Origin of the sequence: Oceanobacillus sp. FSL K6-3682 (genome assembly GCF_037976165.1) — a bacterium.
GTDB classification, from domain to species: Bacteria; Bacillota; Bacilli; order Bacillales; family Amphibacillaceae; genus Oceanobacillus; species Oceanobacillus sojae.
In genome coordinates this window covers 2,446,205-2,461,923 of record NZ_CP150263.1, presented here as the reverse complement: position 1 = coordinate 2,461,923, position 15,719 = coordinate 2,446,205, and the positions used below count along the sequence as shown (strand labels likewise).

Annotated in this window: 17 protein-coding genes; 16 read left to right on the top strand and 1 reads right to left on the bottom strand. The window is 35.8% G+C overall.

The genetic code is table 11. The features are described from left to right. Nucleotides 1–325: 325 nt before the first annotated feature. The 14 genes from MHH51_RS12235 to MHH51_RS12170 all read left to right on the top strand — a co-directional run bounded on the left by MHH51_RS12235 (nt 326) and on the right by MHH51_RS12170 (nt 11,203). Nucleotides 326–562: a hypothetical protein gene (locus MHH51_RS12235; RefSeq protein WP_339282190.1), complete on the top strand. Its 237-nt coding sequence runs from the start codon at nt 326–328 to the stop codon at nt 560–562. A 1,053-nt stretch (nt 563–1,615) separates the two neighbouring features. Continuing rightward, complete coding sequence (locus MHH51_RS12230; RefSeq protein ID WP_339282189.1) at nt 1,616–2,482, top strand: alpha/beta hydrolase; 867 nt, start codon at nt 1,616–1,618, stop codon at nt 2,480–2,482. Between the two features lie 361 nt (nt 2,483–2,843). Then, complete coding sequence (locus MHH51_RS12225; protein ID WP_339282188.1) at nt 2,844–3,074, top strand: hypothetical protein; 231 nt, start codon at nt 2,844–2,846, stop codon at nt 3,072–3,074. After that, nucleotides 3,058–3,642 (top strand): hypothetical protein, encoded by a 585-nt coding sequence (locus MHH51_RS12220; protein WP_339282187.1) that lies wholly within the window; start codon nt 3,058–3,060, stop codon nt 3,640–3,642. Before MHH51_RS12225 ends, MHH51_RS12220 begins: the two co-directional genes overlap by 17 nt. A 155-nt stretch (nt 3,643–3,797) precedes the next feature. Next, a complete protein-coding gene (locus tag MHH51_RS12215) occupies nt 3,798–4,292 on the top strand; it encodes a GNAT family N-acetyltransferase (RefSeq protein WP_147207725.1) in 495 nt (164 codons plus the stop codon). Between the two features lie 238 nt (nt 4,293–4,530). Continuing rightward, nucleotides 4,531–5,202: a response regulator transcription factor gene (locus MHH51_RS12210; RefSeq protein WP_147207726.1), complete on the top strand. Its 672-nt coding sequence runs from the start codon at nt 4,531–4,533 to the stop codon at nt 5,200–5,202. A gap of 1 nt (nt 5,203) precedes the next feature. Continuing rightward, nucleotides 5,204–6,193, top strand: a complete 990-nt coding sequence (locus tag MHH51_RS12205; RefSeq protein WP_147207727.1) for a sensor histidine kinase — start codon at nt 5,204–5,206, stop codon at nt 6,191–6,193. A gap of 117 nt (nt 6,194–6,310) precedes the next feature. Further along, nucleotides 6,311–7,078 carry an ABC transporter ATP-binding protein gene (locus MHH51_RS12200; protein ID WP_147208049.1) on the top strand — a complete coding sequence of 256 codons (768 nt, stop codon included), beginning with the start codon at nt 6,311–6,313 and terminating at the stop codon, nt 7,076–7,078. After that, a complete protein-coding gene (locus MHH51_RS12195) occupies nt 7,071–7,931 on the top strand; it encodes an ABC transporter permease (RefSeq protein ID WP_339282186.1) in 861 nt (286 codons plus the stop codon). The genes MHH51_RS12200 and MHH51_RS12195 overlap by 8 nt, the downstream gene beginning before the upstream one ends. Next, a complete protein-coding gene (locus MHH51_RS12190) occupies nt 7,922–9,091 on the top strand; it encodes an FtsX-like permease family protein (protein WP_339282185.1) in 1,170 nt (389 codons plus the stop codon). Before MHH51_RS12195 ends, MHH51_RS12190 begins: the two co-directional genes overlap by 10 nt. Nucleotides 9,092–9,604: 513 nt before the next feature. Beyond that, nucleotides 9,605–9,760: a hypothetical protein gene (locus MHH51_RS12185; RefSeq protein ID WP_339282184.1), complete on the top strand. Its 156-nt coding sequence runs from the start codon at nt 9,605–9,607 to the stop codon at nt 9,758–9,760. Then, on the top strand, nt 9,732–10,325 hold the full coding sequence (locus MHH51_RS12180) for an ATP-binding protein (protein WP_339282183.1): 594 nt from the start codon (nt 9,732–9,734) through the stop codon (nt 10,323–10,325). The genes MHH51_RS12185 and MHH51_RS12180 overlap by 29 nt, the downstream gene beginning before the upstream one ends. Before the next feature lie 55 nt (nt 10,326–10,380). Further along, nucleotides 10,381–10,809 (top strand): hypothetical protein, encoded by a 429-nt coding sequence (locus tag MHH51_RS12175; protein ID WP_339282182.1) that lies wholly within the window; start codon nt 10,381–10,383, stop codon nt 10,807–10,809. A gap of 232 nt (nt 10,810–11,041) precedes the next feature. Then, on the top strand, nt 11,042–11,203 hold the full coding sequence (locus MHH51_RS12170) for a hypothetical protein (protein ID WP_339282181.1): 162 nt from the start codon (nt 11,042–11,044) through the stop codon (nt 11,201–11,203). A gap of 128 nt (nt 11,204–11,331) precedes the next feature. Here MHH51_RS12170 and ppdK read toward each other — a convergent pair whose 3' ends face one another. Next, on the bottom strand, nt 11,332–13,938 hold the full coding sequence (gene ppdK / locus MHH51_RS12165) for a pyruvate, phosphate dikinase (protein ID WP_339282180.1): 2,607 nt from the start codon (nt 13,936–13,938) through the stop codon (nt 11,332–11,334). Nucleotides 13,939–14,122: 184 nt separating this feature from the next. Between ppdK and MHH51_RS12160 the strand changes: the two genes are divergently transcribed. Next, complete coding sequence (locus MHH51_RS12160; protein WP_147207732.1) at nt 14,123–14,752, top strand: CBS domain-containing protein; 630 nt, start codon at nt 14,123–14,125, stop codon at nt 14,750–14,752. Nucleotides 14,753–14,770: 18 nt separating this feature from the next. Then, entirely contained in the window at nt 14,771–15,589 is an 819-nt protein-coding gene (locus MHH51_RS12155) for a pyruvate, water dikinase regulatory protein (protein WP_147207733.1), read from the top strand. Nucleotides 15,590–15,719 lie beyond the last annotated feature (130 nt).

Here is a 15,719-nt window from a genome sequence, read left to right as displayed (position 1 = left end):
TTCACAGCCTGAACTCCTTTTAGAAAAATATTCTGGCTGGATGGTTATTGAGTAAATTATATGGTATATATTTAATATGAGAATATAAAAAAATCTGTATGCAACAAACGAGCCAGTTAATGGAACACAGGATAGTTTAATTATAGATATTCTTTCTACTTACTGTTACTTATCTACATGCTAGCCTAAAAGTAATCTTTGTAGAAAGTATGATGACGGAAACTAAAATCAATCAAAGACTTTATAGTAATGGAGCACGTGTGATGAATTAAGTTTACTTTCTAATTTTCTTCCGTGCTCAAAACAAATACACAGAGGGAAGAGCATGTTTAATAAAAGCTTAAAACTGTTTACAGTTATTTTAAAGAGAAATTCAGGTTCACCTATTCTTAACAGTGCGTTACCAAAGGAATTCTCTTTTGTGAATTACCAAGATGGAGATGCACTTGCTTGGGGTGAAATTGAAAAATCTGCAGATACTTTTGAGCGTGTAAAAGATGCTGCATACTTTGAAGAAGAGTTTGTTCCATATAAAGCAGAATGGAGAACTTTTTTTATATAGAATGAAGTTGGAGAAAAAATAGCAAATTTCACTTCTTGGTGGGGTTATACCGGAAAGCGGCACTATCCGGTTATGCGTTGGGTCCCTGTTAAATCTGAATATCAACGTCTCGGATTAAGAAGGGCGCTTATCGCGGAAGGCGTCAAACGAATGGTTGAGATAGAAGGTGATTGTATGATGTACATCCCAACACAAATCTGGAGTATCAGGGCCATACAATTATATATTTGGGCTGGTTTTGAATTTGAAACGGTTGAATCCAATCCATGTGGCTATAACAATCAAACGAATGAAGCCTTACCTCATATTCAGCATCTCGTATTGTGTTATTTATAAGTATTGCTCCCTGCATCTTGCTTGGTGCTTTGTGATGGATTGCATTTTTTGATTTAGTTTTGAAAATCCAACCTTATTTTTCAAGAAATGGGCTATATAATAGATTAAAACCTAGTTTTTTAAACACTGTTTATAGTTCAGGTGAAGCGTTTTTTATAAAAAATTAAACAACCTAATTTTAAACTCGACCTAAAGTTAGGGCGAGGTTTTATGTATTTGAAGTTTCCTACCAACATTAGGGCCATTTTTACCGCAAGAGATTAGATGAGCTTGATTTTGGAAAAATATATAAATCAATCGCTGAGAATCTATTGGAAATATACGGAATAATAACCCTTTCTTGGATTACGCTGCCATCGCTGCAAGGAGAAAGTTGTTATCCACTAGTTGAGGATATATTAATCCTGCTGATTTGTTCCATAGATATTGTGACTAATTAGCTGATAACGTACCCAACGATATAGAATGGTAAATAACAATTGGCGGTATTTGTTGGACCATTCACACATTGCGGCAATTGTTCGACTATGAGATAGAGGTTATACCAATAACCCATGATTAGATTCATGAGTTGATTTTTGAGCTGATAATCTATAAATAATATTTCAATGTATAATGAAAGGGGATTCCATATGGCAATCATTTAACATAAATATATACTTTCACGGTGAAGATGAAGTCATTAAAGGATTTGGAATTAGAAAAAGGAGGATACTTATGAATATCACATTGGATACTGGTGAAAATCTATTTTATGTAAAAAGAGACGGCGGGGAGCATGTTCTATTATTAATTCATGGAAATATGGCATCTTCCGCTCAATGGGATTTGCTGCTTAAAGAAATAGATCCTGTCTTTACAGTTTATGCGATTGATTTACGCGGGTATGGACAATCAACCTATCATCAGCCGGTAAATTCAATCAAGGATTTCTCTGATGATATTAAACAGCTTGTTGATCAATTAGATTTGAAGACGTTTTCTTTACTCGGCTGGTCCAATGGAGGCGGTGTAGCCATGCAGTTTGCAATTGATTATCCAGACTATGTTCAAAAAATCGTATTGCTTTCTTCCATGTCTACACGTGGGTATCCAGCTTTTAATACAGAGGGTAAAAGAATTCATTCCAGAGAGCAATTAGTAAAAGATCCAGGATTAAATAGGATGTTAGATGCTCAGAAAATGAATAATCAAGCTTTTTTTAGATCAGCTATGGATCAGGTGCTTTATTCCGTTAACCAGCCAAATGAAGAACAGTATCAAAAGTATTTAACAAGTGCAACACAGCAAAGGAATATACTCGATGCAGCATATGCAGCGAATGTTTTCAATATAAGTACAGTATCCAATGGTGTAGCTGATGGGACTGGGGAAATACGTAATCTCGCGGCTCCTATTTTAGTAATTTGGGGGAAAAATGATTTGATCGTATCGGAGATAATGACGTTAGAAATAATAGAGGACTTACAAGAAGCTGGAATTGATTTTCGTTATGCGTCGGTGAATGCCGGACACGCTTTGTTGATAGATAATTTAGAAGTAGTTTTGAAAGAAACCTATACATTTTTAAATTTAAAAGTTTGATTACTTCTGGAAATTCTTCTTCAACTATTTAGTTATTTTTTTCTTCGGCAAAGAAACATGAATTGGAATTTCAAGTTGTATGAACCAGTTTGTGTTTGATTGAAAAAAGAAAAAGCAGCGGGTTTTTAGGAGCCGCTGCTTGCATTTCCTGCCTATTCATTTTACATTCGCATCTGGTTTAACTGTCCGATAATTAATGTCACTAGTGAACTATGACTTAAGTTTTTCCTTCACACTATCTAAAATTCGTTTGTCACCTCCTTTTGCCATTAAGTATTTCTCTATATTTTCATATTTTTCCAGGATATGATGATAAGCTTGCAGAAATCAGTTAAAAGCAAGTGAGGCAGTAAAATCTTTAATGAAAGAAACGAAGAATAAAAATATTTCCTATGCGGAAATAGACCTTTCTTCTTTGAAATCAGTCAGAGATTTTGCTAATAGTTTATCAAACCTGCCACCACTATATGCAGTAGTTTGTAACGCGGGAGTGCAATTTGTGGATCATACGCATTATTCCAAGGAAGGATTTGAAGAAACCTTTGCAGTAAATCATTTGAGCCATTTTTCTTCTAGTGAACTTATTACTTGATAGAATGGATAAAGACGGAAGAATTGTTTTTGTCAGCAGCGGTACGCATGACCCGGAGAAGAAAACCGGCATGCCTGAGCCTATCTATAAAAATGCAAAATTATTAGCTTATTCTGAGGGAGACCGTACGAACGATAAGAAAGGATTGGCAGGGAAGAGAAGATATACTACTTCAAAATTATGCAATATACATTGCATGTATGAACTGGTTGATCGATTAAACAAAATGACTTCTAAAAATATAACAGTAAATGCTTTTGATCCTGGGTTAAGGCCGGAAACAAGGCTTGCCAGAACCTATCACCCTATTTCAAGATTTGTATTAAAATATTTTCTTGGCTTATTTGTAATTCTTCCTACAAATATAAATAGCGTTGCTAAATCGGGTAAGGCTTTAGCTTCATTAGTAATGGATAATCAATTAAAGTATGTCACTGGAAGGTACTTTGAGGGCAAAAAAGAAATGAAAACTTCTGCTCTTTCCTATAACAAAGAGAATCAAAAAAATCTATGGAATGTAAGTGTAGAGCTGTCACAACTTCAAAAAGATGAATCTAATTTACTTTAGAGGACACTTACGATTTTCAACGTGTTTTCCAAATAAAGAGATGCTTAAAATCATTCAGTAAGATATAATTGGGATTATTCTATTACATGAAGATACGTAAAATTTGTTAAAATAATGATAATTAACAGGGGTATTTAATCATAGAGGGTGTTTCTATGGAATTTATAACATGTCAAACATATGATGTCGATAAATTACAAGAGATTAGTAAATTAACATACAGACAAGCTTTTAATTACATATTAGGTGAAGTCAACGTCAATGAATATGTAAATATCACATACAGCAAAGATAATCTGATGAGAGAATTAAATCAGTCAAATTATCATTTTCTTTTTATACAAAATAATGATGAAATAATCGGCTACGGAATGTACACGATTCAACCAAACTATTTAAAAATGGAACGAGTATATATTTTAAACCAATATAAAGGTCTGGGTGCCGGTTCAAAATTTATGCAGTATGTCGAGGATGCTGCTAAAGAAATGAAAAAAGATTTTTTGTGTTTGGAAGTCTTATCTGATAATAAAAAGGCGATAAGTATTTATAAGAAAAAAGGGTTTCTTTTGTCCTCGGAGCAAATTATCATGATTGGAAAAAAAGAATGCCCTTTATTATCGATGGAGAAAAGTTTAAATGATAATTAATCTTCAGACCAGTAATTTATTTTATTCAATCCAACTGGACATTATTTTCAGTTGGATTTATTCTAGTTTAAAACCCCTGGCTTTGTCCAGGTTTTCAGAAAGCTATGCTTCATAGTAAGATAAATCTGGTTTCCTGACCGCTAAAATTATGGTCCAAATATTCTTGAGATAATTGATTATGAAGAGATACATTATAAAAGTAAAATTTCATGAAGATTAATTAGAAGGGACTGATAAGTTGAAAATATTTATCGTGGAAGATGATTCAGTCATATCTAAAAAAATAAAAGAGCATATGGAAAAGTGGGGATATGAAGGAGCGGTAGTACAAGACTTTCAGAATGTTCTTTCTGAAATTATTGCATTTGATCCTCAATTGGTACTGATGGATATTTCACTTCCATTTTTTAATGGGTATTATTGGTGTGGAGAAATACGAAAGGTATCGAAAATCCCTATTATTTTTATTTCTTCTGCTTCAGACAATTTAAATATTGTTCGCGCAGTTGAAATGGGGGCGGATGATTATATAACCAAACCTTTTGATTTAGAAGTATTGATGGCGAAAGTTCATGCTATTCTACGTCGGGCTTATGATTTTAGTGGCTCCAGCAATCTAATCGAGCATCAAGGGCTAATTTTTAATGTGAATAATTTTACGATTTCTTATGAGAATGAAACAGCGGAATTAACGAAGAATGAAGCTAAAATTTTTCAAAAGCTCCTTGAAAATAGAGGGAAAATCATCAAACGTGATGAATTGATGATAACTTTGTGGGAATCAGACAGCTTTGTAGATGATAGTGCGTTATATACAAATGTGAACCGCTTACGAAAGAAATTGGATCAGATGGGATTGGTTAATTTGATTACAACCAAAAAAGGCGAAGGATATATTATAGAGGGATAACATGAAAATCTTTTTAACGTATTTGAACAATTGTAAAATACCGATTGCATTATGGATTTTGTTTGGCTTGATAAACATCATTATTGGTTATTTGTATCAGGTGCCATTAGAGCGTTCTATTCTTTGGCTGGCATTATGCGGATTTATTGGAATTGCAGCTGCTGGTTTTCATTTTTATAACTACTACAGCAGTCACAAAGAGCTAACATTTCATCAAGCACAAACGCATGTTGAGATAGAGCAGTTACCGTCGCCGGCCAATTTAATAGAAAGTGACTATCAAGCTCTATTGGAAAAATTGAATGCAGCATTTTCTCATCTGGAAAATATAAAAACACAAAACGAGCAGGAAATCTTAGATTATTTCACCATGTGGGTACACCAAATAAAGATACCCATTTCTGCTCTCCACTTAATACTTCAAGATGAGGACAATGATGAAGTGTCCGAAGAAATGAAGGAACAGCTATTCAAAATTGAACAGTATGTAGAATTGATATTACAGTATGTGCGTTTAGGAAGTGCTTCGACAGATTATCATTTTCAAAAGGTGGACCTGGATGCGATTGTCCGTGAAACAATAAAGAAATATGCTCCCATCTTTATTCGAAAAAAACTGCCTGTTCATTATGAGGGGATAGATCAGCAAATAATCACTGATTCAAAATGGCTGAGTTTTGTGTTGGAACAAATTCTATCCAATGCCTTGAAATATACGAATGATGGTTCTATCTCTATTTACTTGGAAAAAAACGCTGTTGTGGTAGAGGATACAGGTATCGGCATTCACCCGGAGGATATTCCTCGCGTAGGAGAAAGAAATTTCACAGGATTTACAGGTCGGCAGCATAAGAGTGCCAGCGGAATTGGGCTTCATCTTTCCAAGCAGATTCTGGCGAAATTGGGGCATCGAATAAAAATTGAATCGGAGCCTAAAAAAGGAACGAAGGTTTTTATTGTATTTGATCCTAAACAAATAACAACAAAATAGCTAATCTAACAAAAATGTTAGAAACAAAAAAGAAATGTCAGATGGAACTGTGGAATGACATTTCTTTTTTTTGCTATCGTATAAGTATCAACAAGAAATTTGCGAAAGGAGATTATGATGACACTATTACAAGTTCAACATGTCATGAAAGTCTATACAACAAGGTTTGGAGGAAATCAAGTAGAAGCACTATCAGACGTCTCTTTCAGCGTAGACTCAGGAGATTATATAGCAATTATGGGTGAATCAGGATCTGGTAAAACGACGTTATTAAATATTCTTGCTGCATTAGATAAGCCGACACGCGGAAGTGTATTGCTGAATCGTAAGAATATCGTCCAAATACCTGAAAAAGAAATTTCCGCATTCCGACGCAGTAATTTGGGATTTGTGTTTCAGGACTTCAATCTATTGGATACTTTCTCAATACAGGACAATATCTTTGTTCCATTAGTATTATCAGGAAAAAAACATAAGGAAATGGAACAAAAATTAAAGCCAATAGCGGAGAAGCTTGGTATCGAGCATATCTTAACCAAATTCCCATATGAAGTGTCTGGCGGCCAAAAGCAAAGAGCAGCAGTTGCCAGAGCTTTGATTGCCGATCCGGAATTAATATTGGCAGATGAGCCCACTGGCGCGCTGGATTCGAAATCCTCTGACGATCTTTTACAGCATTTTGATTATATTAATGCAGAAGGCCAAACGATTCTGATGGTAACGCATAGTATTAAAGCTGCAAGTCATGCAAAGAGGGTATTATTTATTAAAGACGGAAATGTTTTTCATGAGTTGTATAAAGGGCAAATGTCAAATGAAGAAATGTTTCAAAAAATCTCCAATACACTTGCAATATTAGCCGCAGGGGAGGATGGAAATGCGTAATAGTTTTTATTTGAAAATGGCAGCAGACAGTATTCGTAAAAATGGCAAAATGTATTTCCCATTTATCATTTCCTGTATTAGTACGATTATGATGACATATATCATCCAGGCATTGTCCACCAATCCGGGTCTTTCGGAAATTCCTGGCGGGGAGAATTTAAAAACGATTCTTTCGATGGGATATTTTGTATTGATTCTATTTTCTACTATTTTTCTGTTTTATATGAACAGCTTTTTAATGAAAAATCGGAAAAGGGAATTTGGTGTATACAACATCTTGGGTATGGATAAAAAGCATATCATGAAAATGCTTGCTTATGAAACCTTTTATATTTTCGTCTTCAGCATGATCGTAGGTTTAGTTGCAGGCACCATTCTTAATAAAGTATGTGTATTATTGATACGCCAAATGATGGGGGCGGATGTAGCTCTTGGGTTTGAGTTTTCTCCAGAAGCAGTTGTATGGACACTCAGTTTCTTTATCATCATTTTTTTGCTGATTTTATTAGGGAACATCTATCAAATTCGTTTTGCAAATCCGATTGATCTTTTAAAGAGCGGAAATGTCGGTGAAAAAGAACCGAAAACCAAATGGTTCCTTTCGATTCTCGGTGTTCTATTAACAGGATGGGGATATTATATTGGGTTAACATTACAGTCTCCCATTAGCGGTATGCCTTTTGCCTTTCTAGCTGCCATATTGATTATTGCAGGTACTTACCTGTTATTTACTACCGGAAGTATTGCTGTACTCAAAATCTTAAAAAATAATAAAAATTATTATTATCAGACCAGCCATTTTATCCCTGTTTCCGGGATGCTTTATCGGATGAAAAAAATGCGGTGGGTCTAGGCAATATTACCGTTTTATCTGTTGGTGTGATTCTATTACTTTCTATTGCTGTCTCCTTATATATCGTATCTGACAATAAGGATGGTGATTCACAATATGCAGGTAATGTCATTTCAGAGGTAAGGCTATCAGAGGATACCGATGACACAGGGGAAGAAGTAAAAGCGAAATTAAACGAGCTGATTGACCAAACAGCTTCCGAAACCAATAATACAGTTACTGGATTATCTTCTTATACGTATCTTAATTTAGTGACACTTGCTGCGGACGATGGTTTTGAAGTCACAAAAGATGCCTATTCAATGTTAGCAAAACAGAGTCCGGCCAGTTTATATTTGACCGATCAGGAAAGTTATAACCAGTTAACTGGAGATAATATATCACTTGATGAAAATGAAGTCTATGTACACGGAACAGGTGATGAGTATACAAAGAAAACCCTTTCGCTGATGGATTATCAATTTTCCGTCAATGTCATGGAGGATATGGAAGAATTCTCTTTAGACAATGAGACGACAAGTTTAATTAGCGATACGTATTACATTATCGTTGAAGATATCGAAACCCTTCGTCAGATAGAAAAGCAGCAAAAAGAAATAGTAGAGGGGTATGCTGCAAGTACTAACGTGTCTACGCAAATCCGTTTGGAACAGGACATAAATGAACAGCAGGAAATTGCGTTTGGAGAGCAGCTCCGATCCAACATGGAAAAGGAAGATATGGACCTTGTTGTCGTAGATAGCCGAACAGAAGCAGCGAGTGACTTACAAGCCCTCAGGAGTGGTGTTTTGTTCATTGTCTTGAATTTAGCAGTTTTACTGTTGTTAATGACAGTACTGATTATTTACTATAAACAGACTTCTGAGGCCTATGATGATAAAGAGCGTTTTTCCATCCTGCAAAAAATCGGGCTTAATCAAATGGAAATTAAAAAAGCCATTAAATCTCAGATTTTAACCGTCTTTTTTCTTCCTGTTATAGTAACAGGAATCCATATCTTAGCGATTTTCCTCTTGATGAGAAAATTGATGATTCTGGTTATGATAAATCAGGTAAATTTATTTCCAATAAGCGTACTTATCGCTTTTCTGGTTTTCCTGATTGTTTACATGATTATTTACCGGATAACGGCACGCGTTTATTACAAGATTGTCCAATAAAGTGAAACTTCCTTCAGTGGGGTTTTCTTTCAGTCCTCACTGAAGGTTAGTACCACAAGGGCAATGACCTAAAGGCCCTTAAACGAATCGAGCCGTTACTGGCTGTTGGACTTCCCATTTAGAAATAAAAAGTTTCCTTCATTTCTTGAAGCGGGAGTCTTATAGCCAGTTACACTGCGATAAATTAGTTATATGAAAGAGGTCATTATTTATGCATTTAAGTCTATTTGAGTTATTACTTGTCTTTGTTGGCGGGATTTTAATTTTAGGAATACAGTTTTTTCTATCAACCAGGAAGAATCGATTAATGGGACTTCTTTTCCCAATCGTATCTCTGAGTTATACCATATATATGTTTTTAAAGTCAGATTTCTTTTCCGATATGGCCTTAAACATGAACGCCTATATGCTCATTGCTCAAAATATCCCAACAATAGTTTTACTGGTGATTTACTTTATTTGCCGTTGGAGCATGAATAGACGCAGGAAGAGCTGAAGGAGGGGGAGAATATATTGAACGAAAAAAAAACATCATCAACCTCATCATTTTCACAAGAATTGGAAACAAAACTCAGAAGAATCTATAAATCGACAGGTTATTGCCAATCTTTCACACGATGTACGGACACCGCTTACCATTATGCGCAGGCATGTTTTCCAATTGGGTAATGAATGCTTGAGTGTTAAAGGTATCGCATCTTTAAAAAAAATCGACCATCAAATCCTGGAGATTAGTGACTGGATGGAGGATTTACTCACGTATACTATGATTACATCCAGAAAATATCCATACCATCCGACAACTACAGATATGGTTCGTTTAGTCAGAAACTTTGCAGCCAATTGGTATCCCCAATTTGAAAAAGAAAGCTTTCGTATTGATGTAGATTTACCAGATGAAAAAACATTTTATTGGAAGATAGACCCTAAATGGATAACTCGTATGTTCAATTATCTATTTCAAAATATATTACGTCATGCGGTAAAAGGGACATACGTTGGTATTACGGTGGATGTAAAACAAGAACGAATAATTGTGATGGATAAAGAGCTTGATATGAAAGGTTCTTCTTATGATAGCGCAGCAGATATCGGCTTTTTGATATCCAATTACATGTTGCAAAAAATGAAACTGCAAGCTCATTTTTCTTCCTCAGATAAAGGAACTATCGTTGAAATATGTAAAAGTGAAAAAGAAATGAAGGAAGAGAGCTTTCAACACAGCAGTACTTGAATAAGCGGATTTCTTTTAGATTAAAATGAAGTCAAAGAAATAAGGAGCAGTACAAATGAAAAAACATTTACTAATCTTGATAGCTTTAACAGCCACTTTTATTTTACTTGTTGGCTGCAGTTCTTCCAGCTCAAATGATAATGAAAATTTTTTTAGTGAAACTATACGAAAAGCAGGAGATAAAATTACCAGCTTTTTTGGTGAACCCTCATTAACAAAAGACAAATCATTAGAAGGAGAAAGAGCATTTGGAAAAGATGATTATACAGGAACGTATGAGGCGGTATATCAACATTTTTCAGGCAGAGAAAATCTGTTTGGCGGCGCATCGCTTGATGGAAGGGAAGGAAAGACGATTCAGATCACCTATAACGCTAACATCGAAAGCGGAGAGGCAAAAGTATATTGGAACACCGCTGATTCAGAGAAGCAATTATTGTTTGAAGGCCAGGGAGAGCATACAGAAAACATTGATTTACAATGAGGCTGGGAATATCTCAGTTTGGAAGGGGACGAACTGGAAGGAGATATTCAGATAAAGATTGAATAAAGGAAGTTAATAAATTACAGTAAATTCTTTTACGACGATATTTACCTTTCTATATCATATAAAAAATGTATACTCAAACCAAAGCGATACCACCATTATTTGGTAGTAATTATCACAAGGCTGTTACATTGTTTTGTGCATACTAAAAAATAAGGAGGTGTCAGCAGTGAGTAAAAAAAATAAAAAGAAGAAAAATCATTTATTTGAAGATAACAAAGGTGTCCAAGCAGTGCAAAATCAATTGAATGAAAGTTATCAAAGTGGAGTAGTGGAAGACCAATTAGAAAACAATAGGGGAATCCACCATTTTAATAACAAGAGCAGATAACACTAAGTTCTGATGGTAAAGCCATTACTACTTGATCAAAATCAGCTAATCAGGTAGTAATGGCTTTATATAAATTGAAGAAAATATTATAGCTACCTATTCAAAATTTGAGAACAGGCGGCTTATTTCTATCCTAATACTGCTTGTGCTACAGCTAAACGGGCAGCTGGAATACGATATGGAGAACAAGAAACATAATCGATGCCAATTTGTTGGAAGAAAGCGATTGATTCAGGATTACCGCCAACTTCGCCACAAATACCAATCATCATATTTTCTTTCGTTTGTCTGGCTTTGCTGACAGCAAGCTTGATCAATTCGCCTACACCGCTTTGGTCCAGAACTTGGAAAGGATCTTGCTGCATAATCTGTTTTTCTTTATAGATATTGATAAACTTACCGATATCATCCCGTGAAAACCCAAAAGTCATTTGAGTTAAATCATTGGTGCCAAAACTGAAGAAATCGGCATTTTCTGCTAATTGATCAGCAATGATACACGCACGCGGTAATTCAATCATAGTACCAATTTCGTAAGGGAAGGGATCTATTTGATGCTCTTTAAACGTTGCCTCAATGGTCTTTGTTAAAAAGTTTTTAATGTAGTCCAACTCTTCTTTTTCTGAAATCAAAGGGACCATAATCTCTGGACAAACGGTCAAGCCTTCCTTTGCTAATTGAATGGCGCTATTGAAGATCGCTTTGACCTGCATTTGATAAATGCGCGGTTCAGTAATTCCTAAGCGGCAGCCGCGATGACCCAGCATCGGATTGGTTTCTTGTAATTTTTCGATTTGCTTTTTAACAGCAGATGGGTATCTGTTCAGCTGTTCAGCTAATGATTTGATTTCATTCGTATCATGCGGTAAAAATTCATGCATTGGCGGGTCAAGTAAACGAATCACCATTGGTTTATCTTGAACGGTTTTTAACATTTGATAGAAATCTTCCTGCTGGAAGCTTAGTAATTTATTTAAAGCAAACTGAACTTCCTGTTCATCTTTAGCCAGAATCAAACGACGCATTTCCAGCACACGTTCTTCACCAAAAAACATATGCTCTGTCCGAGCCAAACCAATTCCTGTTGCGCCAAAATCAATCGCCGTTTGTAAGTCTTGTAATGTCTCAGCGTTCGCACGAACCTTCAATTCAGCACATTCATCTGCCCAGGCAAGTAATTGCTGTAGGCTCTGATCGTTTTCAGGAACAATGGTAGGAATTTCACCTAAATATAAGCTTCCAGTACTGCCATCAACAGAAATCATATCGCCTTCCGTTAATGTATGATTACCACATAATACGGTTTTAGCGGCTTCATTGACTGTCAATGCTTCACAGCCAGTTACACAGCAAGTTCCCATCCCTCTGGCAACAACTGCTGCATGCGATGTCATTCCACCGCGGCTGGTAACAATTGCTTCACTGACTACCATACCTTCAATATCTTCTGGTGAGGTTTCCTGACGGACCAGAATCACTTTTTTTCCTAAAGCAGTGTATTCTTTTGCTTTCTCAGCTGTAAAGACGATTGATCCTGTTGCTGCACCCGGACTGGCAGGCAAACCTGCTGCGAAAGCTTTTGCTGTTGTTAGTTTTTTTGTATCGAAGACCGGATGAATCAGTTGATCGATTACCTCAGGGGAGACGCGCATAATCGCTTCTTTCTTTGAAATCAAACCTTCAGCTGCTAAATCCAAAGCGATTTTCAAGGTAGCTTTAGCAGTGCGCTTTCCGTTTCTGGTCTGCAAAATATACAGCTTGCCATTTTCGATTGTAAATTCGATATCCTGCATGTCTTTATAGTGCTGTTCCAGCTTATGAGAATATTTAATAAAATCATTATAAGCTTCTGGCAGAATTGCTTGTAAGGTTTCGATTGGCTCGGGTGTGCGAATTCCAGCAACAACATCTTCTCCTTGTGCATTAATTAGGAATTCACCAAATAATTTATTTTCACCAACGGATGGATTACGAGTGAAGACCACTCCTGTTCCGCTTTCTTCACCGCTGTTACCAAAGACCATCGACTGGACATTAACTGCCGTCCCTAAATGGTGGGGAATATGATGCAGATCACGGTATACTTTCGCCCGTTGATTATTCCAGGATTTGAAAACAGCCTTCGTTGCCTCGAATAATTGCTCCATTGGATCTTGTGGAAAGGCTACTTTATTTTTAAGAAATAAATTCTTGTAAAGCTCGATGACATCCAAATGCTCTGCTTCGTTAAAATCAGTTACTTTTTTATTTAAACGGCTTTCTGTTTGATGCAGCAGCACATTGAATTGTTCTTTATGGATTCCGTAAACGACGTCACCGAACATTTGTAAGAGACGACGGTAGCAGTCGAAGGCAAAGTTCACATTGGTCAATTTTGCAAAAGCTTGAACCCTAAGATCGTTTAAGCCAAGATTTAAAATGGTGTCCATCATGCCAGGCATTGAAAAGGCAGCGCCACTTCTAACAGAAACTAACAAAATATTTTCCTCGGATGTAAAAGATTTACCCGTTTCTGACTCTAAATTTTGAATCGCTTTCAAAACTTGTACTTTTAACTGTTCTTCGAAAAAAGCTGCATCATCTAAATAGTTCATACAACATTCCGTGGTAATCGTAAACCCTTGGGGGACAGGTAATCCTAAGTGAGTCATTTCAGCGAGATTGGCGCCCTTGCCGCCTAACAGATCCTTGTTCTCACTTCGTCCTTCATTAAACGTATAGATTAGCTTTCTCATAATATACCTCCTATAAATCAATATGTGTCACATTTATTTAATAATCATCATATATGCCGTAAATATGTTTGTCAATATAGAATTATGTGATTATTCATTTGAATAATTCGTTAATATATGTATAATAAACTCATAATAAGCAAGAAAATGGTTTTAATGCTTTCTTTTTTTGGAGGTCCAGGTAATGAAATTAAGTGAAAGACAGGAACAAATCATTCAATTAGTAAAAGACTACCAACCAGTTAGTGGTGAAAAAATATCTGAGTTATTAGATGTTTCCAGAGCCACTTTACGTTCAGATTTATCTTTTTTGACATTAGCAGGTATTTTACAAGCCACACCAAAAATCGGCTACACGTATGCAGGTTCGGATCTAGAAACCTTTTTCTTTTTTAAGACCTTTGATACAAAAATCGATGAAATTATGATTCCGCCTTTGTTAGTTAATCAAAACACATCCATTCGGGATGCGATCACCAATTTGTTTATTTATGATGTAGGTTCTTTATATGTGGTGGATGAAGAAAAACTGCTGTTAGGTGTTTTATCCAGGAAGGATCTATTGAGGGCATCATTAAATTCCGATATTGATAATACGCCGGTTGTGGTGTGTATGACACGAATACCACATATTAAAGTCTGTGAAAAAAACATCAATATATTGGAAGCTGCCACGATTTTACAAGATTTTGAAGTCGATTCACTTCCAGTCGTTGAAGAGGAAAATCACAAAAAAGTGATTGGTAAAATTACGAAGTCACGCTTGCTCAATTATATTACGCAGCAAGCCAGAAATGCAGAATTAAACAAATAAAGGGGATATCAATTTATTATGAAAAATGAAATCATCGTCTACTCCATTTCTGATTCATTAGGAGAAACATCACAAAAACTGCTAACAGCCGTCAGTGCACAATATCCAGATTTGAATTTTAATAAAAGCTACCGCTTTCCTTTAGTAAACAGGGAAGAGGAGTTACTGGAAATTTTGGGTGATGCTTTAAAGGATAAAGCGATCGTAATAAGTACCTTAGTTAATCGTCAGCTGGCAGAAACCGCCCGAAATTTCAGCAAGCGCACCGGTCTGTTGTATTTAGATCTGATGCATCCATTTTTTGAAATGATTCAAGCAAGAACCGGCTCGGAGCCAATCGAAGAACCTGGAACTGTTCATAAATTAGATACGGAATACTTTAACCGTATAGCAGCTATTGAATTTGCAGTGAAATATGATGATGGTAAGAATCCGCAGGGGTTTGTAGACTCGGATCTCGTCTTGTTAGGCGTATCACGAACTTCAAAGACGCCTTTAAGTATGTATTTAGCAAATAAAGGATACAAAGTTTCTAATTTACCGCTGATTCCCGAGGTTCCATTACCGCAAGTTTTGGAAAATGTAGAGCCGCAGAAATTGGTGGGGTTAGTTTGCCAGCCGGACAGTTTATCAAGAATTAGAAGTAACCGTTTAGATTCCTTGGGCTTAAGCCATTCAACCAGCTATACTGATTTAGAAAAAATTTATAATGAACTCGAATACTCGCAACAGGTTTTTAAACGATTTGGTGTGTATACAATTGATGTAACTGATAAATCGATTGAAGAAACAGCTTATTTGATTGAAGAGCATTATAAAAATAGAATAATGGGATAATAGTATACTCTCTGTTGTATATGTATCTATACAATGGAGAGATTTTTTATGGGAGACTGAAAAAATTAAACGTAGCAAGATGATTTTAAAAATATTATCATGACAATAGATCAAAGCCAAATGCCCAAGT

What these genes read in the sequence shown, in the direction of transcription:
- MHH51_RS12235 (WP_339282190.1), top strand. Translation starts at nt 326, where the DNA reads ATGTTTAATAAAAGCTTAAAACTGTTTACAGTTATTTTAAAGAGAAAT.
- MHH51_RS12230 (WP_339282189.1), top strand. Translation starts at nt 1,616, where the DNA reads ATGAATATCACATTGGATACTGGTGAAAATCTATTTTATGTAAAAAGA.
- MHH51_RS12225 (WP_339282188.1), top strand. Translation starts at nt 2,844, where the DNA reads ATGAAAGAAACGAAGAATAAAAATATTTCCTATGCGGAAATAGACCTT.
- MHH51_RS12215 (WP_147207725.1), top strand. Translation starts at nt 3,798, where the DNA reads ATGGAATTTATAACATGTCAAACATATGATGTCGATAAATTACAAGAG.
- MHH51_RS12205 (WP_147207727.1), top strand. Translation starts at nt 5,204, where the DNA reads ATGAAAATCTTTTTAACGTATTTGAACAATTGTAAAATACCGATTGCA.
- MHH51_RS12200 (WP_147208049.1), top strand. Translation starts at nt 6,311, where the DNA reads ATGACACTATTACAAGTTCAACATGTCATGAAAGTCTATACAACAAGG.
- MHH51_RS12195 (WP_339282186.1), top strand. Translation starts at nt 7,071, where the DNA reads ATGCGTAATAGTTTTTATTTGAAAATGGCAGCAGACAGTATTCGTAAA.
- MHH51_RS12180 (WP_339282183.1), top strand. Translation starts at nt 9,732, where the DNA reads ATGCGCAGGCATGTTTTCCAATTGGGTAATGAATGCTTGAGTGTTAAA.
- MHH51_RS12175 (WP_339282182.1), top strand. Translation starts at nt 10,381, where the DNA reads ATGAAAAAACATTTACTAATCTTGATAGCTTTAACAGCCACTTTTATT.
- ppdK (WP_339282180.1), bottom strand. Translation starts at nt 13,938, where the DNA reads ATGAGAAAGCTAATCTATACGTTTAATGAAGGACGAAGTGAGAACAAG.
- MHH51_RS12160 (WP_147207732.1), top strand. Translation starts at nt 14,123, where the DNA reads ATGAAATTAAGTGAAAGACAGGAACAAATCATTCAATTAGTAAAAGAC.
- MHH51_RS12155 (WP_147207733.1), top strand. Translation starts at nt 14,771, where the DNA reads ATGAAAAATGAAATCATCGTCTACTCCATTTCTGATTCATTAGGAGAA.